Genomic DNA, 20332 nt, shown 5'->3' on the forward strand with positions numbered 1-20332 from the left:
TCCCCGCGCCCTTCGTCGCATTCCCCACACGCATGCCAACCTGACCGAATGATCGCTTGAGGGTCGACGGGCCCGATCGTCTAATCGGATCGAGCGCGGCCGTTTTGCCGCGCCCCCTTCCGGAGACACGCATGACCCCGATCGAGCACGAAGTCCGCCGCCGCTGGCTGCCCGTACTGGCCGGCGGCCTGATCATGGGCGCCGCGCTCGGCATCCGCCACGTGCAGGGCCTGTTCCTCGCGCCGGTGTCGCTCGATCACGGCTGGTCGCGCGAAGCGTTCGGGCTCGCACTGGCGTTGCAGAACCTGATCTGGGGCGTCGCGCAGCCGTTCACGGGCATGGTCGCCGATCGTTTCGGGTCACTGCGCGTGATCGTCGCCGGGATGCTGCTCTATGCGGCCGGGCTCGTCACGATGGCGCATGCGGCGACGACAGGCATGTTCACGGTCGGTGCCGGGCTCGTGATCGGCATCGCGCTGTCGGGCTCGGCGTTCGCATCGATCTACGGCGCGCTGAGCCGCCTGTTTCCACCCGACCGGCGCGGCTGGGCGCTCGGCGTCGCAGGCGCGATCGGCGGGCTCGGCCAGTTCTGCATGGTGCCCGTCGCGCAGGAGCTGATCGGCGGCATCGGCTGGCGGCATGCGTTCATCGCACTGGCACTCGTCGCGGTGGTGCTCGCGCCGCTCGCCGTGCTGCTGCGCGACCGGCCCGCGCAGGTTGCCGGCGCCGCCGCCGGCCCCGATCAGTCGATCGGCGAAGCCGTGCGCGAGGCGTTCGCGCATCGCGGCTTCTGGCTGCTGAACGCGGGCTTCTTCGCGTGCGGCTTCCAGCTCGCCTTCATCGCGACGCATCTTCCCGCGTACCTGCTGGATCACGGGCTGCCGGCACGCCACGCGAGCGTCGCGCTCGCGCTGATCGCGCTGACCAACGTGGCCGGCACCTATGCGTGCGGCCATCTCGGCGGGCTGCTGCGGCGCAAGTACGTGCTGTCGGTGCTGTACCTCGTGCGTGCGCTCACGATGGCCGTGTTCGTCGCCGCGCCGCTGTCGCCCGCGAGCGTCTACGTGTTCGCGGCCGTCATGGGGTTCACGTGGCTCGGCACCGTGCCGCTGACGAACGGCGTGATCTCGCAGGTGTTCGGCGTGCGCTACATCGCGACGCTGTTCGGCTTCGTGTTCTTCGGGCACCAGCTCGGCAGCTTCTTCGGTGTCTGGCTCGGTGCGCTCGTGTACGACGCGACGCATTCGTACATGCCGCTGTGGATCGGCTCGATCGCGCTCGGCGTACTCGCGGCGCTGCTGCACCTGCCGATCAACGACGCGCGCGTCGCGCGTCCGGCAGCGGGCAACGCGGCGTGGGCATGATCCGCGCGGCACTGGCCGCCGGCACGCTCGCGTTCGTCGCGTGGTGCGGCGCGGCCTACTTCGATTCGGGCGTCGCGTACGCGCTGCTCGAACACGTCGCGTTCTGCAATTGACGCGGCAACCCGGGGCGGGCGGTCAGCGGCGCTTCGGCAATGCGGCCAGTGCATCGAGCGCGCGGGCACGCGCCGCCGCATGCTCGACGAGCGGCTCCGGGTAGTCGACGCCGAGCCGCACGCCGGCCGCTTCGAGCTCCAGCGGCGAGGCCTCCCACGGCGCGTGGATCGATGCGGCGTCGAGGCCGGTCAGCTCGGGCACCCAGCGCCGCACGTACGCGCCGTCCGGGTCGAACTTCCGTCCCTGCGCGACCGGATTGAAGATGCGGAAATACGGCGCGGCGTCGGCACCGCAGCCGGCCACCCACTGCCAGCTCGCCGCGTTGTTCGCGGGATCGGCGTCGACCAGCGTGTCCCAGAACCACGCTTCGCCCGCGCGCCAGTCGATCAGCAGATGCTTGATCAGGAACGACGCGACGACCATCCGCACGCGGTTGTGCATCCAGCCGGTCGTCCACAGCTCGCGCAGGCCCGCATCGACGAGCGGATAGCCGGTCAGCCCGCGCTGCCACGCGCGCAGCGCGGCGGGATCGTCGCGCCAAGGCATCGCATCGAACTGCGCGCGGAAGTTGTCGGTCGCGAGTGCCGGAAAGTGATACAGCAGCGTGTAGCTGAATTCGCGCCAGCCGAGTTCGCTCAGGAACTTGTCGGCGCCGGCCGCGCATGCCGCGCCGCCGGCCTGCGCGGCGCCCTGCACCGCGTGCCACACCTGTCGCGGCGACACGTTGCCGAAGCGCAGGAACGGTGACAGCCGGCTCGTCGCGGGCCGGTCGGGACGGTCGCGCGCATCCGCGTAATCGACGAGCGAGGTCGTCAGAAACGCGTCGAGCTGCGCGTGCGCGCCGCCTTCGTCGGGCGCGGGCCATGCGTCGCGCAGGCCGCCGGCCCAATCCGGCGCCGACGGACGCAACGCCAGCGCATCGAGCGCCAGCGCGCGGTCGCTCAGGGCCTTCGGCCAGCGATGAAACCCGATCCGTTCCGGCTCGGGCAGCGGCGCGGCCACCGCGCGATCGCGGCGTGCCGCGCGCCAGTACGCGGTGAACACCTGGTACGGCCCGCCGCTGCCCGTCAGCACCTCCCACGGCTCGTTCAACAGGCTGCCGTTGCTGCTCTCCACCGTGACGCCGCGCGCCTTGAGCGACGCCTTCAGCGCCGCGTCGGCGTCGCGCTGCGGTTGCGCATAACGACGGTTCCAGTACACCGCTTGCGCACCCGTGTCGTGCACGACGCGTTCGATCTCGCGCGGCGCGTCGCCGCGCAACAGCAGCAGGCGGCCGCCATGACGCGCAAGCGCCGCGTCGAGCCCGGCCAGCGACCCGTGCAGCCACCAGCGCGCCGCGCCGCCGGGCGCGCGCCCGGCGGCGGCGCCCGTGTCGTCGACGAATACGCATACGAGCGGCCGGCCCGACGCCACCGCGCGCGTCAGCGCGGGCTGATCGGTCACGCGCAGATCGTCGCGGAACCAGACGATCGCGGGAGCAACGGACGACTTGGCGGACACGGGCACCTCGATGACGAAAGCAGGAAGAGACGCGTATTGTCGCGGCTGTGCCGCGCGGTGTCGATGTTCGGCACGCCGGCGGATCGACGACGGTCACGGCCGTCGCGTTCCCCTGCCGCCCCCGGTGAAACGCCTTAGTCCATTCCGACGATTCTTCTCCGCATGCGCCGGCCTACGCTCGATGTCGGGTACGCCGCACGGCACCTGCCGGCCACTACCGGCACCGCGCGTCCCGCCCCTGCCATGCGCGCCGGCCGACGCCGGCGCGGACCTTTCCGACTGCTGCGGCGCCCGGCCGGCCGGGCGCGCGGCCTCACCCGCTATTCACCCGCTATTCACCCGCTATTCACCCGCTACTCACCCGCTACTCACCCGATACGCCGCCATGACCAAACCCTCGAATCTCGTCACCTCGATCACCGTCGACATCGACGCACCGGCCTCCGTCGTCTGGGAAGTGCTGACCGACTTCCCGCGCTACGGCGAATGGAACACGTTCTGCGTCGGCTTCGAAACGACCGGCAGGCTCGGCGATTTCGTGCACATGCAGGTGCGCATTCCCGGCACGGAAACCGTGATTCCCGTCGACGAGATCCTCGTCGCGTGCGAACCGGAACGCCTGCTGTCGTGGGAGCAGCGCCCGACCGACGACAACAAGGACGCCGCGCGCCGCGACCAGTACATCGATGCGATCGGCGCGGAACGCTGCCGTTATTTCACGACCGACCAGTTCCTCGGCATCAACGCGGACACGATCATGCAGAACCACGGTGCGTGGGTGAAACAGGGTTTCGACCAGTGCGCGCGCGACGTGAAGCGGCGCGCCGAAGCGCTCCATGCGGCACGCCGGCGCAACGGCGCCTGACCGGGAGCCGCCGATGCCCGATCTGCACACGCTGTCCGACCATCACGACATCCGCGAGCTGATCGTCGCGTATTCGACCGCGATCGATACGCGCGACTTCGACGCGCTCGACGCGGTGTTCACGCCCGACGCGGCGATCGACTATCGCGCGATGGGCGGCATCGCGGGCCGCTATCCGGACGTGAAGGCATGGCTGCGCACCGTGCTGCCGCGGTTTCCGCAGTACCAGCACCTGGTCGGCAACCTGTCGATCCGGCTCGACGGCGACACCGCGCGCGGCCGCACGATCTGCTTCAATCCGATGGAAGTCGCGCTGCCGGACGGCGGCACGCAGGTGATGTTTCTCGGGCTGTGGTACGTCGACCGGTTTGCGCGTACCGCGCTCGGCTGGCGCATCGCCGAGCGTGTCGAGGAGCGCTGCTACGGCCACAACGTGCCGGCCGTGCTCGCGGGCGCGACCGGTTGATCGCGCCGCAACCCGGCGGCCACAATCCGCCGCCCGCGACGCGCACGCCGTGCGCTGGATGCACGGCGTGCGCGTCGCGGGCCGTTGCGTCAATCGAGCCGGAACGCCGCCTCGAACCGCTCGGCGAACGCGTCGAACTCGGTTTCCGGCAGATGATTGATGCCGCCCGCGCGCTTGCGCCCGCCGCCGGTCGGAAAACCGCGACAGAACTCGTCGGCGCCGAGCGGCCGGCCGTCGGGCACGCGCACGCTGACGACGAGCCCGCCGTCCGCGCGCGGCGACAGCACCGCGAGCGCCGCATGCGGCGCGTTGCGCATCCGCTCGTTCGCGAGCATGCCCGTCGCGCGCCGCGCCCATGGATGATCGGGCATCCGGACCAGCGTCGCGCCGGGCACCTCGCGCAGCGGCGCGAGTGCGCACGCCCGTGCCATATCGTCGCGATAGCCGTCGCGCAGCGCGGCAAACACGGCGGTCTCGCGCACGAACTCGAGCGGGTCGACGCACGGCAGCATCGCGTCGGCAAGTGCCGCCGGGTCGAAATGCAGATCGCCGACACACTCGCCGTACGCGTTGTAGTTCAGGTAGAGGCCCAGTTCGGCGAGCGTGTCGCGCTCCGCGTCGTCGATCCCGTGCTCGCGCGCGAGCGCGCCGCCGAGCGCCGGCAACTCGTCGCCGAATGCCGCGACGATCGCCCAGCGCACGTGCCGGCCGCCGAGATAACGGTTCACGATCGCGCTCGTGCAGACGTCGGCCGCCGTGTCGATGTGCGCGTCGAAGCGCGGATCGTCGGGCAGATCGCCCGCGAAGTGATGGTCGAAATAGCGGACCGTCGCGCCGTCGCGCAGCAGCCGCGCGCAGGCATCGCGATTCTGGTCGTGCGACACGTCGAGCACGGTGACGATGTCGCCCGCGCGCGCGTCGATCCGCTCGAGCAGCCTGATGTCGCGCTTCACGCCGGTCACGAGCGTGCCGCGCACGCCCTCCGCGAGCCGCAGTTGCTGAAGCGCGCACAGGCCGTCCGCGTCGCCGTTGAACGCAAGGAAGTGTCGTTCGTCGTGGTTGTCCTGCATGATCCTTTGCTCCATCGTCAGGGCATGAAATCGCCGCCATTCGCGTCGAGCGTCGCGCCCGTCACCGCGTTCGCGTAGTCCGACGCGAGGAACAGCGCCGCGCGCGCGCAGTCGTCGTCGGTCGGCAGCTTCGCGAGCGCGATGTTCGACGCGACCGGCGCGATCACCTGCTCTTCCGTCATCCCGTATTCGGCCGCCGCCTGCCGGAAATACGTCCGGGTCGGCACGCCCCACATCCACCCCATGTGGATGCTGTTCGCGCGAATGCCGTGCACGCCGAGTTCGCGCGCCAGGTATTTTGCCGCAACGGCGAGCGCCCCCTTCGATACAGCGTAGCCGCCTTCCCCTGCAAACGGCTTGCGGGTCGCCTGCGTGTTGATCATCACGATCGCGCCGCGCTTGCGCCGCTTCATGTGCGGCACGACCTCCTGCGTAAGCGCCATCGTGCCGAACACGTTGGTGTCGAACACCGCGCGCCAGCCGTCGAGGTCGGCGTCCTCCACCGGTTCGGGAAACCTGCCGTGCACGAATGCGCTGTTCACGAGCGCATCGATCCGGCCGAAGCGCTCGACGGCCTGCGTCGCGAGCTGCCGGCATTGCGCGCGATCGGTGATGTCGGTCTTCACCTTCAGCACGTCGCAATCGACGCCGAGTGCACGGATCCGCGTTTCGGCGTCGTCGAGCTTTTCCGTCGTGCGCGCCGCGACGACCACGCCGCACGCGCCCTCGCGCGCGGCCTCGACGGCGAGCTTCACGCCGAGCCCCGGCCCGATCCCGGAAATCACGACGATCTTGTCCTTCAGCAACATGGTTTGTCTCCTGCTTGTCGTTGGTTTCGCGAGCCGGGCCGTCAGCCGGCCGCCCGCAGGTGCCGCGCGCGATACGCGGCGAAGTCGCGCGCGAGCTGCGCATCGGTAAAGCCGAAGCGCGCGATCGAATAGTCGTGCGCGGCACGCTTGTCGCGGCCGTTGCGTGCCATCCAGTCGGTCATCGCCGTGCGCCGCCGCGCGTCGAGCGGCATGCCGGCAAACGCGTACACGGCCTCGGCCACGCCGAGCGGATTCGACACCGTGTCCTCGAAACGCACGTCGAGGAAGCGGCCGGCCGGCAGCGCATCGCGCGCGGCCATCGCGGCGCCGATCGCGCGTGCCATCCCGGCGTTCCACTGCGCGCCGACGGCAAGCGGATCGGGATCGTCCGCATACATCTGCCACAGCGTGTGCGCCATGCTGGCCATCGACGGAATCGTCTGCGCCGGGTCGCGGTGCGTGAGCACGACCTGCGCGCGCGGGAACACGCGGCACAGCACGTCGAGCGCATGCAGGTGCTGCGGCGTCTTCAGCAGCCAGCGCGTGGCCGGCGCGACGCCGCGCTGCGCCTTCTGCCATTGCAGGAACTGCAGCATCCGCTTCAGGTACGTATAGACCGGCGTGAGATCCTGTCGCGCGAGCCACGCCGTATAGCGCGGCACGTTGGCGTACGAGTCCATCGCGCACACGAACGAGTGCTCCATCAGCATGAACTCCTCGTCGGCGAGCATCGCGTCGAGCGGATGAATCGTCAGGATCTGCGGAATGCAGTCGATCATCGTCGCGACTTCGGCCTGCGCGCGGGCGATGCGCACCGCCGGCTCGGCCAGCGTCTCGCCCGCGAGCGGCGCCGGGTAGCGGGTTTCCCACCACGCGGCAGTATGGAAGCGCGGATCGACGGCCAGCAGCCGCTGCAGCAGCGTCGTGCCCGTGCGCGGCAGGCCGACGATCACGAGCGGATCGTCGATCGCGATGTCCGCGATTTCCGGATGGCGCCGAAAGTAATCCTCGACGACCAGCCGGTTCACGAGTTGCCCGACGAGCTTCTCGCGCATCATCGCCGCGCCGCGTTCGGACAGCCTGGCTTCATCGATCAGCGACGCGCACATCACGTCGAGCGCCTCGCGATACGGTCCGTCGCCGAACGCAGTGAGCCCGCCCGTGCGCGACACGGCCTCGGCGATCAGTCCGTCGGCATCGAGCTGCGAGCGGACCAGGTCGATCGGCGCGTTCATGCGGCCTCCTTCAGCGCGGCGAGCTTCACGACCCGCGTGCGCGGATGCACCGGCTGCGCGGCGCCGACCCAGCGCCAGCAGATCGTGCCGGTGCGATGCCCGGCCGTATCGAGCCAGTTCGCGTCGCGCGGCCGCGCGGCCGCGACGACCACCGTCACGCCACCGTCCGCATTCCGGCGCGCGCCGTGCTTGTTCACGCAGATGTCGAAGTGCCGGTAATCGAGCGACTCCATCCAGTAGTTGTTGAGCTGCACGTTCCAGAAATCGCAGTCGGGCACCGTGTCGACGTCGATCACGAGCGCCTCGTCGTCGGCCAGCTCCCAGCACGAGTGGTAGTAGTAGATGTTCGGGTCGCCGCCGACCGACTGGCACAGCGCCTGGTCGGCGGGCGGCAGCGCGTTCACGTGCGACCGGTAGCCCGCGGCCCAGTCGGCGAACAGCTTCGCCGTCTGCTCGACGAACTGCGCAGCACGCGTGAGGCCGCCCTGCAACGCAAGCGGATCGAGCGGCGCCGGGCGGTCGTGCGCGCCGATGCGTTCGATCTTCAGTTGCGCGGGCGTCTCCGTGCGCCGGTCGAGGAAAGTCTGTCGCACCAGCAACGCATTGGTGCCCGGCTCCATGCGTACCCAGTTGCCCGCGCGTGGTGTCTCGCCCAGCACGATCTCGAAGCTGCCGTCCGGTGCGATCTCGAGCTGCTTCGCATCGAGAAAGCCCGTCTGCAGCATCTTGCCGTCGGTCTCGTAGCCGCCCTTCTGCGTGCCGAAGCTCAGGTAGGCCACCGTGCCGCGCCGCCCCGTCACGCGGTATTCGCAACGGCCGTCGAGCCGCGCGTACTGGTACAGGTTGTCGGGATTGTCGGCGCCGATCTTCGCGGTCTCGTGCGACGGCGAGAAAAAGCCGGGCCACGCGCCGTCCGCGAATTCGACGTGCATTTCGAGCGCGATGCGCATCAGCCGGCTCAGGTAACGAAAGCCTTCCGCGCGTGTCAGCGGATCGTCCGGCGCCTCGGCGCGCAGGATCTGCTCGCCGCTGCGTTTCAGGGTGTCGCAGAAATCGGCCCAGGTCTGGCCCGAAAGCAATTGCGTGGCACGTGTGTCGTCCGTCATGTGTCGTCTCCGCCGATGGTCGAGCGCTCACCTTAAGCGCCGGCGTCGCGCACCTCTTCGTCCGGGTGGACTAAGGAAAGATCCGCTCCACCGCCGTGCCGCGGTTTAGTCCACCCGGACGAAGAGCGGCATGCCGCTCGCTCGATACCGTTGGCGTCATGCACGAAACGCCGCACATGTCGCGCGGCGCCGGCATGAAACAAGGAGACGAACGATGTTGACCCACTTGGAGCGACTGGAGGCCGAAAGCATCCACATCATGCGCGAGGTGGTTGCCGAGAGCGAGAACCCGGTGATGCTGTATTCGATCGGCAAGGACAGCTCGGTCATGCTGCATCTCGCGATGAAGGCGTTCTACCCGGCGAAGCCGCCCTTTCCGCTGCTGCACGTCGATACGACGTGGAAATTCCGCGAGATGATCGCGTTTCGCGACGAAACGGCCGCGCGCCTCGGCCTCGACCTGCGCGTGCACGTGAACCCCGACGGCCTCGCGAACGACATCAATCCGTTCACGCACGGCTCGGCCATGCACACCGACGTGTGGAAGACGCAGGGGCTCAAGCAGGCGCTCGATCATTACGGCTTCGATGCCGCGTTCGGCGGCGCGCGCCGCGACGAGGAGAAATCGCGCGCGAAGGAACGCATCGTGTCGCTGCGCTCCGAGCAGCACCGCTGGGACCCGAAGCGCCAGCGCCCCGAACTCTGGTCGCTGTACAACGCGCGCAAGCGCAAGGGCGAAAGCCTGCGCGTGTTCCCGATCTCGAACTGGACCGAGCTCGACATCTGGCAGTACATCCATCTTCACGACATCCCGATCGTGCCGCTCTACTTCGCGAAGGAACGGCCCGTCGTCGAACGCGACGGCGCGCTGATCATGGTCGACGACGAACGCCTGCCGCTGCGCCAAGGCGAAGTGCCGCAGATGCGCAAGGTGCGCTTTCGCACGCTCGGCTGTTATCCGCTGACGGGCGCGATCGACAGCGATGCGAGCTCGCTCGACGACATCCTTCGGGAAATGCGCGAGACGCGCACGTCGGAACGACAAGGACGCCTGATCGACAGCGATTCGGCCGGCTCGATGGAAAAGAAGAAACAGGAGGGATATTTCTGATGGCACACGTTCTCACCGCGCCCGAGGCGCCCGCACACGCGACGCCCAACATGCACGCCGACGATGCGCAGACGAAGGACCTGCTGCGCTTCATCACGTGCGGCAGCGTCGACGACGGCAAGAGCACGCTGATCGGCCGCCTGCTCTACGAATCGAACATGCTGTTCGACGACCAGCTCACGCAGCTCGAAGCCGACTCGAAGAAGGTCGGCACGCAGGGCGGCGAGCTCGATTTCGCGCTGCTCGTCGACGGCCTGTCGGCCGAGCGCGAGCAAGGGATCACGATCGACGTCGCGTACCGCTTCTTCGCGACCGCGCGCCGCAAGTTCATCGTCGCCGACACGCCCGGCCACGAGCAGTACACGCGCAACATGATCACCGGCGCGTCGACCGCCGATCTCGCCGTGATCCTGATCGACGCGCGCAAGGGCGTGCTCACGCAGACGCGCCGTCATAGCCATCTCGTCGCGCTGATCGGCATCAGGCGCGTGGTGCTCGCGATCAACAAGATGGACCTGGTCGACTACGACCGGGCCGTGTTCGAGCGCATCGACGCCGACTATCGCGCATTCGCCGCCGAGCTCGGGCTGGCGGAGATCGTCAGCATCCCGCTGTCGGCGCTGCGCGGCGACAACGTGATCGCGCCGGGCGCGCGGATGCCGTGGTACGCGGGCCCGACGCTGATGCAGCATCTCGACACGCTGCCGCTCGCCGCGCGCGTGACGCGCGACGAGCCGTTCCGGCTGCCGGTGCAGTGGGTCAACCGCCCGCACCTGAATTTCCGCGGCTACGCGGGCAGCATCGCATCGGGCGAGATCCGCGTCGACGAGCGCGTGCGCGTGCTGCCGTCCGGCAAGGAGAGCCGCGTCGCGTCGGTGATCACGCAACGCGGCGAAAGCGACATCGCGCACGCCGGCGACGCGGTGACGCTCACGCTCGCCGACGAGATCGACATCAGCCGCGGCGACATGATCGCGCGCGCGGATGCGCCGCCCGAGGTGGCCGACCAGTTCGAGGCGACGCTCGTGTGGATGCACGACGCGCCGCTGCTGCCCGGCCGCCCGTATCTCGTGAAACTCGGCACGCAGACGGTCGGCGCGACCTGCGCGACGCCGAAGTACAAGGTCGACGTGAACACGCGCGAGCATCTCGCGGCGCGCACGCTCGCGCTCAACGAAATCGGCGTGTGCAACCTGAGCTTCGACCGGCCCGTGGCGTTCGATCCGTACGACCGCAACCGCCACACGGGCGGCTTCATCGTGATCGACCGCTTCACCAACGACACGGTCGGTGCCGGGATGCTGCACTTCGCGCTGCGCCGCGCGCACAACGTGCACTGGCAGGCCGTCGACGTCGACCGCGCCGCACGTGCCGCGCAGAAGACGCAGACGCCGCGCATCGTGTGGCTGACGGGGCTGTCGGGCGCCGGCAAGTCGACGATCGCGAACCTCGTCGAGAAACGGCTGCACGCGCTCGGCAAGCACACGTACCTGCTCGACGGCGACAACGTGCGGCACGGGCTCAATCGCGATCTCGGCTTCACCGAGGCCGATCGCGTGGAGAACATCCGGCGCGTCGCCGAAGTCGCGCGGCTGATGCTCGACGCGGGGCTCATCACGCTCGTGTCGTTCATCTCGCCGTTCCGCTCGGAACGCGAGATGGCGCGTGCGCTCGCCGGCCCCGACGAGTTCGTCGAGGTGTTCGTCGACACGCCGCTCGCGGTCGCCGAGGAGCGCGACCCGAAGGGCCTGTACAAGAAGGCGCGGCGCGGCGAGCTGAAGCATTTCACGGGCATCGATTCGCCGTACGAGCCGCCCGCGCGGCCCGAGCTGCGCGTCGATACGGTCGCCGAGTCCCCTGACGAAGCGGCCGGGCGCATCGTCGCTTACCTGCTGCGCGAGCGCGCGGCGTAGGCGCCGCAGGCGGGCAGCCCGGCGGCTGCCCGCCTGCCCGCCCGGGCGCGCCGCCTCCTCCGTTCGGACGACGCGGGCCGCCGGGCGGCCGGTATGCTGGCTCGGGAACCCTACCCCCGATCCAGGAGAACACGAGCATGCCCATCGCGCTGGCACCCGGCGATCCGGCCGCGCACGACGGCTTCGACGACGCCGCGTGGACGGCGCGCGAACTCAGCGCGTGGCTCGGGCTCGTCTATCAGGGCCCGTCGGAAGCGACCCCGTGGGCCGGCTTCCTCGAAGCGGTCCGCGTGCGGCTCGACGCGCGCTTCACGACACTGGTGCTGCGCAACCCGGGCGGCGCACGGCACGGGCTCATCATCAACGCGTCGGCGCACGGCCCGCTGCTGCCCGGCGAGCCGTCGTACAGCGAGCAGTTCTATGCGCTGTGCCCGTTTCTCGATCAGCCGCCCGGCCAGGTCTTCACGGCCGACCGGCTGTTCGGCGAAACCGCGTGGCGCGCGCACGATTTCTACCGGCAGTACCTGCAGCCGCTCGACCTGCGCTACATCCTCGGCGCGAACCTGCGCGGCGAACGCGGCGTCGAATGCGCGTTCTTCGTGAGCCGCGCGCACGGCGGGCGGGACTTCGACGCGGCCGAACGCGCGCAGGTCGCGACGCTGCTGCCGCACCTGCAGCGGGCAGTCGAACTGCACGCGGCGTTCGACGTGCTCGACGCCGAACGCGCGCTGTACGCGGGCACCGTCGACCGGCTCGATGTCGGCACCGCGATCGTCGACGAGGACGGCCGCGTGATCAAGCGCAACCGCATCGCCGAGCGGCTGATCGAGCAGCAGGACGGGCTGTGCGTGCGCCACGAGCGGCTCCACGCCTCGTGCCCGCTCGACGAGCGCCGGCTGCAGAAGGCGTTGCAGGCCGCGCTCGAGCATTTCCGCGCGGGCGCGCTCGCCCGCATCGAAGCCACCACGCTGTCGCGCCCCGGCGGCGCGATGCCGTTGAGCGTGCTGCTGCGCCCGCTCGCGCCCTACCGCGGTGCCGAGGACCGCCGGCACCGGCCGGCCGTCGCGGTGTTCGTGCGCGATCCCGTGTCGTCGCCGCAGACGTCGCGCGACATGCTGCACCGGCTGTTCCGGCTCACGCCGATGGAAACCGAAATCGCGCTGCTGCTCGTCGACGGGCTGACGCTCGACGAGGCCGCCGCCGCGACCGGCATCACGAAGAACACCGCGCGCGCGCACCTGCGCGGCATCTTCGCGAAAACGGGCGCAACGCGGCAGGCCGTGCTCGTGAAGACGCTGCTCAACAGCGTCGTGTCGATGGCGTAGCGGCCGCGAGAGTAGCCGCCGGACGGGTTGCCCGGGGAGTGCACCACGCGCGCGGGTCGCCACCGGGTACCCCGGCGATTGGTGCACACTCGTTTCATGTCATATGTCATCAGACATTGATGGCTATCCGACGAATCTCATGAAACTCCCAAATATCCGGGAAATTCCCGGGTAAACCCGCGACGTCTTCACCGGCACTCAGGCGTACCATGTCATACGACGACATACTACATAGCCCCGCCCGACCGGAGACACGCTTGAACCCGCCCTCGCCCGCCCTGCCCGGACGCGACCCGCTCGCGTCCGCCGTCTCGAAAGTGAAGTGGCATGTACTGCCGCTCGTGCTGATCATGTTCATCGCGAACTACATCGACCGCGTGAACGTCGGCTTCGTCGACCGCCACCTCGAAGCGTCGATCGGTATCGGCGCGGCCGCGTACGGCCTCGGTGCCGGGTTGTTCTTCGTCGGCTACGCGCTGTTCGAGGTGCCGTCGAACCTGCTGATGCAACGCTACGGCGCCCGCGTGTGGCTCGCGCGGATCATGGCGACGTGGGGCATCGTCGCGGCCGCGATGGCGTTCGTGTGGAACGACACGTCGTTCTATGCCCTGCGCTTCCTGCTCGGCGCGGCCGAGGCCGGTTTCTTTCCCGGCGTCGTGCTGTACCTGTCGCAATGGCTGCCGCCGCAGGAGCGCGGCAAGGCGATGGCGATCTTCCTCGGCGGCTCCGCGTTCGCGTCGGTGCTGTCCGGGCCCGTCACCGGTGCGCTGCTGTCGATCCGCGGCTTCGGCCTCGAAGGCTGGCAGTGGATGTTCCTGATCGAAGGGCTGTTCTCCGTCGCGCTGTGCGGCGCGAGCTGGCTGCTGCTGAAATCGCACATCCGCGACGCGACGTGGCTCACCGCCGAGGAACGCACGGCGCTGCAGAACGCGCTCGACGAGGAACGCGCGACGCGCGACGTGCGCTCGAACGTGCCGGTGCGCGCCACCGCGCTGCTGCGCGATCCGCAGATCGTGCTGTTCTGCTTCCTGTATTTCTCGATCCAGCTGACGATCTACGCGGCCACGTTCTGGCTGCCGACGATCATCCGCAAGATGGGCGGCCTCACCGATTTCCAGGTCGGCCTGTACAACACGATTCCGTGGATGATCGCGATCGGCGCGATGTACGGCTTCGCGGTGCTGTCGTCGAAATGGAAGCATCCGCAGCGCTGGCTCGCGTTCGCGCTCGTGCTCGCCGCGTGCGGGCTGTTCGCGTCGACGTCGCACGATCCGGTCTGGTCGTTCGCGTCGATCTGCTTCGCCGCGCTCGGCTTCAAGGCCGCGGCGTCGCTGTTCTGGCCGATCCCGCAGGGTTATCTCGACACGCGCGTGGCCGCGGCCGTGATCGCGCTGATCAACTCGGTCGGCAACCTCGGCGGCTTCGTCGCGCCGACGGCCTTCGGCTATCTGAAGCAACATACGGGTTCGATCACGGGCGGGCTGTATGCGCTCGCGATCGCTTCGCTCGTCGCCGCCGTCGCCGCGCTGTTCGCGCGCACGCACCGGCGCAGCGATCCGCCGCGCGGCCTGCCGGCCGACACCGCCCTGACGAACGCATCGATGCTCCGCCATGCCGAACACTGACCGCCTGACCGTCGTCGTCTCGAACGCCGCCGACGCCGACCTCGCCACGTTCTCCCTCGCGGCCGACGGCGCTCTCGCGCCGCTCGCCCGCTATCCCGCAGCCGACGTCGCGATGCCGATCGCCGTGCAGGCCGACCGCGCGCGGCTCTACGTCGCGACGCGCGGCGAACAGCCGACGATCGTCGCGTTCCGCGTCGTGCCGGCCACCGGCGCGCTCGTGCGCATCGGCGCGACCGCGATCGACGCGAGCCATGCGTACCTGTCGCTCGACCGCGGCGGCCGCTGGCTGCTCGGTGCGTCGTACGGCGGAAATTCGCTGAGCCTCTACGACGCCGCGCGCGTGCGCGACGGCGACGGCACGCCGCTGCAGGTCGTGGGCGGCATCGCGAACGCGCACTCGGTGATCGTGTCGCCGGACAACCGTTTCGCCTATGTCAGCTCGCTCGGCTCGGATCGCGTGTTCAGCTTCGCGCTGGTCGAGGACGCGGCCGGCCTGCGCGCGCTCGAACACGGCGAAACGCGCGTGCCGGCCGGGTTCGGCCCGCGCCACCTGCAGTTTGCGCGCGACGGCCGAACGCTCGTCGTCGTCAGCGAATTCCAGGCCACGCTCGCCACGTTCGCGTGCGACCCCGACACCGGCCGGCTCGGCGAGGTGCACGTGAGTGCGCGCCATCCGGCCGTCGCCGAACTCGCGCCGGGCCATGCGCGGCCGCCCGCGCCCACCGAGCCCTCCGTCTGGGCCGCCGACCTGCACCTGAGCCCCGACGGGCGTTTCGCCTACGTCAGCGAACGCACGTCGAGCCGCCTGCTCTGCTATCGCCGCACCGCAGACGGCACGTTCGAACCCGCGCACGCAACGGCCACCGAGACGCAGCCGCGCGGGTTCGCGATCGACCCGTCGGGGCGCTGGCTCGTCGCGTGCGGCGAACAGTCGGAATACGTGTCGGTGTATGCGGTCTCGCAGGACGACGGCGCGCTGTCGCCGCACGCACGCGTGCCGGGCGGGCGCGGCGCGAACTGGGTCGAGATCGTCTGAAGAAGGGATACGTGGAGCATGAAGCGGCAGTCCCGCCAAGCGGGCCGGCGCATGCCCGCGTTCAGCGCCGCTCGCTCGGCGCGACACCCGTCCAGCGCTTGAACGCACGCGTGAAGTTCGCGCGATCCGTATAACCGACGCGCGCGGCGATCTCGTCCACCGGCAGCCGCGTTCCCTCGAGCAGCCGCAGCGCGTCGCGCAACCGGATCTCGTCGAGCAGCGTCGAATAGGTCGCACCGTATTCGGCGAGCTTGCGCTTGAGCGTACGCGCCGATACATGCAGCTCGCGCGCGACGTCGTCGACCGCCGGATAGCCGCCCTCGCCGCAGATCAGCAGGTTGCGCACGCGCTCGACGATGCTTTCCGCATAACCGAGCCGCGCGAGTTCGGCCTCGCACTGCTGCACGATCATCTGCGCGGTGTGCGCGTTCGCGGTGCCGATCGGTTCGTCGAGCAGCGCGGCATCGCAACGGATGCGGTTCGCGCTCGCGTCGAAATGGCAGCGCGGCAGCCGCGCGCGATAACGCTCGAACCACGGCGGCTCGGGCCATTCGAAATGGAGTTCGGCGCGCGACTGCAACGTGCGTCCGGGCACCGGATACAGCAGCGAATTGAACAGGATCGCCGTCTCGACCAGGAAGTTCTCGACCGCGAACTGCCGCAGCCGGCCGAGCGGAAACGCTTCGAGCACGTCGATGTCGACGGTCCCGTCGAGCCGCGCGAGCCGCACCGAGAAGAACGGCACGCGCGTCGGCAGGTAGCGGATGCCGAGCGAGATCGCCTCGCCGAGCGTCGCGCAGCTCATCAGCCCGAAGCCGATCAGTCCCGCTTTCGTCAGGCTGCTGCGCAGGCCGATCTCGATCGCGATCGACGGATCGTCCGTCGCGTCGAGCAGGTTGAACACGATCGCCGCCTGTTGCAGCGGCGTGATGCGCGCATCGGGCTGCGCGAGCCGGTCGCGCTCGACACCCGAGCCCGCCAGAATGCGGCCGCCGTCGATACCGCGCTCCTCGGCCAGCATCAGCATGAACAGCGCATACGCGGACGACACCGTCGCCTTGTTCAACTGACGCGCGGCATCCGGGACGGACAGGGCCATGCGGAGGACTCCGGAGCGGTTTCGGCGGATTGTAGCGCCGCTGGCCCGCAATGACACCGGGGCGAGACTCTAGCCGCGCCGGCCGGGCAACGTGACCCGAAATGACACCGCCATTGGCACCCGCGGCCCTCGCGGGCGGCCCGGTGCGCGCCTATGCTTGTCACATCGGCATAACGCCCCACTCTTTCCGCAGGAATCCGGTCGATGAGCCAACCCGCACGAACCGCCTTTCGCCACGACGCCGACAAGGTCGCGTACGTCCGCCGCGAGGTCAACGCCGCGAGCGACGCGATCCGCGCGCGCTTTCCGCTGCTCGACAACCAGAACCTCGTCGGCGCGACCGTGATGGCCGTGTCGGTGAGCGCGATGCTCGCGATCGCCTGGCTGTATGCGCGCGGGGCGATCGCGTGGTACGTCGCGCTGCCGCTCGCCGCGTTCGTCACGTCGCTGATCCACGAGCTCGAGCACGACCTGATCCACCTGATGTACTTCAAGAAGACGCCGTGGGCCTATCACCTGATGATGGCGCTGTGCTGGCTCACGCGGCCCGGCACGATCAACCCGTGGACGCGGCGGCGCATGCACCTGCATCACCACAAGGTGTCGGGCGGCGAATCGGATCTCGAGGAATTCGGCATCACCAACGGCGAGCGCTGGGGCGTGAAGCGCCTGCTGATGATCGCCGACGGCATGCTCGCCGTCGTGCTGCGGCCGGCCGCGATGCGCCGCAAGGTCAAGCAGTACGTGGCCGCTCAGCCGGTTCAGGACCCGTCCGAACGCTTGCAGTTGCGCGTCGAGCAGGTATCGTCGTACATGCCGGTCGGTCACGTGTATTACGTGCTGTGGCATGCGTTCATCGTCTATCACGCCGGCCTGTTCGCGCTGCATGCGTTCGGCTACGCGGTGACGGTGCCGGCCATCGTCGCGCGCGTGATGAGCGTCGTCGATTTCCTGGCCGTGGTGTGGCTCGGGCCGAACTTCGTGCGCAGCTTCTGCATCAACTTCGTCAGCTCGAACATGCATTACTTCGGCGATATCGATTCACGCAACGTGATCCAGCAGACGCAGGTGCTCAACCCGTGGTGGATGCTGCCGTTCCAGCTGTTCTGCTTCAACTTCGGCAGCACGCATGCGATCCATCACTTCGTGGTGCGCGACCCGTTCTACATTCGCCAGCTGACCGCGCGCACCGCGCATGCGGCGCTGCGTGAAGTCGGCGTGCGCTTCAACGACGTCGGCACCTTCGCGCGTGCGAATCGCTGGGGCCCGTATCGACCGTCGCGCCGCGCTCGCCGCGCGCAAGCCGACGCGTGATGTAAGACCGGCGCCGCGCCGGCTCAGCCGCCGATCGGCGGCATCGGCCCTTGCCCGCGGATCCACGACCAGTTCGCAAGCTCGGCCATTTCCTTGTCGCCACGGCTGTCGCCGTACGCGAACAGCTGTTTCGGCGGCCGGTTGCCCCACCACCCGCGCAGCCGCACGACCTTCTGCGGCCCCCAGCAGTTTTCGCCGTCGAGCCGGCCGGCAAACGTGCCGCGCTCGAACGCGAGCCGCGTCGCGAGCACCGCATCGAAACCGGCCGTCTTCGCCCACTTCTCCAGGTACAGCGACGGCGACGCGCTCACCAGCACGACTTCGTGCCCGCGTGCCCGGTGCTCGCGAATGCGTTCGAGCATTTCCGGACGCACGAGGCCCGGCAGGTAGGTGTCGACGAACGTGCGTGCCTGTGCATCGAGCGCGTCCTCGCGCACGGGCCCGAACGCGAACGACGCGAACTTCGCTTTCGCATCGCCACGCGACAGCAGCCCGGCCTTCATCGCGACGATCCACGGCAGCGCACGCAGCCCGGCCCATGCGAAGCGCGGCGTGCCGACCGCATAGCGGACGAAATGGCGAAAGCTGTCGGTCGTCGTGATGGTGCCGTCGAAATCGAATGCGGCAACGATGCGGTCGGTCATGGAGAATCGGCGGGAAAGCAATGAGATGCCCGGGAAGATAGCAGACTCGCGCCGGTGCACGTGAAATGGCGTGACGTGGCGTGGCGTGGCCCGCGCAGCGAATGCGCGCGCCACGGCGCGCGCATTCGTACGCTTCGCGCCCTATGCGCCGTTCGCTCAGCGCTGCGGCCGCGCCGCCAGCGCCGCCGGCAGCACGACGTTCATCAGGTGATCGGCGCGCGACAGCAGATCGGTCACGCGCTCGTCGAGCCCGCGCAATTGCGCGGGTTGCATGCGGATCTGCTGCACCGCCTGCCCGACGATGTTGCGGCGGTCGAACAACGTGCGCTCGACGCCCGCATCGTCCGGTGCGCGCACGACGTCCGACACCGCGCTCAGCGCCGCGAGCACGACCACGAGATTTTCCTCCGCCTGGCGAACCTTCGCGGCGAGTTCCTCGGTGCGGCGCGGAAAGAAGCCGAGCGACTGCTTGAGCGCACCGAGCGCCGCTCGATAATCGACATGCCCGGCGGCCCCGCCGAACCAGCGTTCGAACATGCCGGCCTTGCGCGTCGCCTGCGCGAGCATGCCGGCCATCATGTCGGCCGCGCCGAGTTCGTTGAATTCGCGCGTGGTGGCCGCGACGGCTTCGACGAGGTTGCCCGCCGCCTCCAGCGCGCCGTCGCCGATCGTCGCGACCGTCGTGAGCTTCAGCGGCACCAGTTGCCGGATGTGCCGCTCGATGCGCGGCGCGTAGTCGGGGTAGAGATTCGGGAAGCTGGCCTGCGCGGCGCGGAAGCATGCTTCGAGCTGCGGATGGTTCGATTCGCCGAACACCGCGCGGCCGACCGCCTCGGCCGGCGCGGTGCGCACGGTCCTGTCGGGCGCCGGCCCGAAGTCGAGCGCCTGCGGTGCCGGCCGCTCGGGCGCGCGCGTGCCCGGCGGCGTCGCGGCCGCGGGCGGCGCGTCGAACGCAAGACGCCCGGGCGTGCGCTCGGGCGTCGTATCGAACTCGAGCCGCTTCGGCTCGTCGGACGGATTCGTCATCGCTGCTTCCTGCCCGGCGCGGCGGTGTCCCGCCGGCCGGACTGCCGCCAGTCAGACCGCGCCGCCGTACGCGCGCACGAAGTCGCCCAGGCCGCGGTTGTAGCCGGCGCCGACCGCCTTGAACATGAAGTGGCCGTCGCGGCGATAGAAGCTGCCCACCTGCACCGACGTCTCCATCGAGAAGTCTTCCTCGAGCGCGTACTTCGCGATCACCGCGCCCGACACCTCGTCGGCGATCTGGATGTAGCTGTTGCGCACCTGGCCGAAATTCTGGCGACGCGCTTCGGCCTGGTCGATCGTCACGACCACCGAGATTTCCTCGATGTCCGCGGCGAGCTTCGTCACGTCGATGAAGATCACCTCGTCGTCACCGCCGCCGCTGCCCGTGCGGTTGTCGCCGCTGTGCACGACACCCAGGCACTTCGACGCGGGCATCCCGCGCTTCGGGAAATCGTCGCCCGGCTGGATGAAGGTTTCCTTGCGCTCCATCGTGCGCACTTCGCTGTTGTAGAACACGAAATGCTGATCCGAGATCAGCTTCGGATTGCTCTGCGCGTCGTACTTGCACAGGAACACCGACACGTCGAGATCGAAATCCGTGCCCGTGTCCGTCGCGTTCGCGTCCCAACCGAGACCGATGCGGAATTTCTGCGTGCCGGGCGCTTCCTTCGACAGGTTGACGCGACCGCCTTTCGACAAATTGATCATCT

General features: G+C 69.3%; 18 protein-coding genes. 9 read left to right on the forward strand and 9 right to left on the reverse strand.

The window, feature by feature from the left end:
- Window positions 1–131 precede the first annotated feature (131 nt).
- Window positions 132–1364 carry an MFS transporter gene (locus tag DPV79_RS38825; protein WP_113047904.1) on the forward strand — a complete coding sequence of 411 codons (1233 nt, stop codon included), beginning with the start codon at window positions 132–134 and terminating at the stop codon, window positions 1362–1364.
- Between the two features lie 135 nt (window positions 1365–1499).
- Here DPV79_RS38825 and DPV79_RS38830 read toward each other — a convergent pair whose 3' ends face one another.
- Window positions 1500–2978: a cryptochrome/photolyase family protein gene (locus DPV79_RS38830; protein WP_113047914.1), complete on the reverse strand. Its 1479-nt coding sequence runs from the start codon at window positions 2976–2978 to the stop codon at window positions 1500–1502.
- 385 nt (window positions 2979–3363) lie between these two features.
- Here DPV79_RS38830 and DPV79_RS38840 point away from each other — a divergent pair, with 385 nt between their 5' ends.
- Complete coding sequence (locus DPV79_RS38840; protein WP_048026203.1) at window positions 3364–3843, forward strand: SRPBCC domain-containing protein; 480 nt, start codon at window positions 3364–3366, stop codon at window positions 3841–3843.
- Between the two features lie 13 nt (window positions 3844–3856).
- Window positions 3857–4309, forward strand: coding sequence for a nuclear transport factor 2 family protein (locus DPV79_RS38845; protein WP_113047915.1), 453 nt, complete (start codon window positions 3857–3859; stop codon window positions 4307–4309).
- 89 nt (window positions 4310–4398) lie between these two features.
- Here the strand turns inward: DPV79_RS38845 and DPV79_RS38850 are convergent, their stop codons facing one another.
- Genes DPV79_RS38850 through DPV79_RS38865 form a run of 4 tightly spaced genes read right to left on the reverse strand, consistent with a single transcriptional unit; the run spans window position 4399 to window position 8529 of the window.
- Window positions 4399–5379, reverse strand: coding sequence for an acetyltransferase (locus DPV79_RS38850; protein ID WP_113047916.1), 981 nt, complete (start codon window positions 5377–5379; stop codon window positions 4399–4401).
- 17 nt (window positions 5380–5396) lie between these two features.
- Complete coding sequence (locus DPV79_RS38855; RefSeq protein WP_059493133.1) at window positions 5397–6188, reverse strand: SDR family oxidoreductase; 792 nt, start codon at window positions 6186–6188, stop codon at window positions 5397–5399.
- Window positions 6189–6229: 41 nt separating this feature from the next.
- Entirely contained in the window at window positions 6230–7423 is a 1194-nt protein-coding gene (locus tag DPV79_RS38860) for a sulfotransferase family protein (RefSeq protein WP_113047905.1), read from the reverse strand.
- Entirely contained in the window at window positions 7420–8529 is a 1110-nt protein-coding gene (locus tag DPV79_RS38865; RefSeq protein WP_113047906.1) for a DUF1214 domain-containing protein, read from the reverse strand. Before DPV79_RS38865 ends, DPV79_RS38860 begins: the two co-directional genes overlap by 4 nt.
- A gap of 130 nt (window positions 8530–8659) precedes the next feature.
- Between DPV79_RS38865 and cysD the strand changes: the two genes are divergently transcribed.
- The 5 genes from cysD (at window position 8660) to DPV79_RS38895 (ending at window position 15539) form a co-directional block, all read left to right on the forward strand.
- The gene (cysD, locus tag DPV79_RS38870) at window positions 8660–9640 is read left to right on the forward strand and encodes a sulfate adenylyltransferase subunit CysD (protein WP_279636644.1); all 981 of its coding nucleotides are present in this window, start codon (window positions 8660–8662) and stop codon (window positions 9638–9640) included.
- Window positions 9640–11553 carry a sulfate adenylyltransferase subunit CysN gene (cysN, locus tag DPV79_RS38875; RefSeq protein ID WP_113047908.1) on the forward strand — a complete coding sequence of 638 codons (1914 nt, stop codon included), beginning with the start codon at window positions 9640–9642 and terminating at the stop codon, window positions 11551–11553. The genes cysD and cysN overlap by 1 nt, the downstream gene beginning before the upstream one ends.
- Before the next feature lie 137 nt (window positions 11554–11690).
- The gene (locus tag DPV79_RS38880) at window positions 11691–12878 is read left to right on the forward strand and encodes a helix-turn-helix transcriptional regulator (RefSeq protein WP_021162441.1); all 1188 of its coding nucleotides are present in this window, start codon (window positions 11691–11693) and stop codon (window positions 12876–12878) included.
- Between the two features lie 257 nt (window positions 12879–13135).
- Window positions 13136–14503, forward strand: coding sequence for an MFS transporter (locus DPV79_RS38890; protein WP_111943324.1), 1368 nt, complete (start codon window positions 13136–13138; stop codon window positions 14501–14503).
- Window positions 14490–15539, forward strand: coding sequence for a lactonase family protein (locus DPV79_RS38895; protein ID WP_113047909.1), 1050 nt, complete (start codon window positions 14490–14492; stop codon window positions 15537–15539). The genes DPV79_RS38890 and DPV79_RS38895 overlap by 14 nt, the downstream gene beginning before the upstream one ends.
- A gap of 61 nt (window positions 15540–15600) precedes the next feature.
- Here DPV79_RS38895 and DPV79_RS38900 read toward each other — a convergent pair whose 3' ends face one another.
- On the reverse strand, window positions 15601–16638 hold the full coding sequence (locus DPV79_RS38900; protein WP_059528420.1) for an AraC family transcriptional regulator: 1038 nt from the start codon (window positions 16636–16638) through the stop codon (window positions 15601–15603).
- Between the two features lie 204 nt (window positions 16639–16842).
- Between DPV79_RS38900 and DPV79_RS38905 the strand changes: the two genes are divergently transcribed.
- On the forward strand, window positions 16843–17952 hold the full coding sequence (locus DPV79_RS38905; RefSeq protein ID WP_059486452.1) for a fatty acid desaturase: 1110 nt from the start codon (window positions 16843–16845) through the stop codon (window positions 17950–17952).
- A gap of 23 nt (window positions 17953–17975) precedes the next feature.
- On the opposite strand, the gene DPV79_RS38910 is transcribed toward DPV79_RS38905, so the two are convergent.
- From DPV79_RS38910 to DPV79_RS38920, 3 genes are all read right to left on the reverse strand, one after another.
- Window positions 17976–18596: an HAD family hydrolase gene (locus DPV79_RS38910; protein WP_021162444.1), complete on the reverse strand. Its 621-nt coding sequence runs from the start codon at window positions 18594–18596 to the stop codon at window positions 17976–17978.
- Window positions 18597–18752: 156 nt separating this feature from the next.
- Window positions 18753–19622 (reverse strand): hypothetical protein, encoded by an 870-nt coding sequence (locus DPV79_RS38915; protein ID WP_113047910.1) that lies wholly within the window; start codon window positions 19620–19622, stop codon window positions 18753–18755.
- A 51-nt stretch (window positions 19623–19673) separates the two neighbouring features.
- A complete protein-coding gene (locus DPV79_RS38920) occupies window positions 19674–20330 on the reverse strand; it encodes a TerD family protein (RefSeq protein WP_021163605.1) in 657 nt (218 codons plus the stop codon).
- Window positions 20331–20332 lie beyond the last annotated feature (2 nt).

It is taken from the genome of Burkholderia reimsis (assembly GCF_003294055.1).
Classification (GTDB): Bacteria; Pseudomonadota; Gammaproteobacteria; order Burkholderiales; family Burkholderiaceae; genus Burkholderia; species Burkholderia cepacia.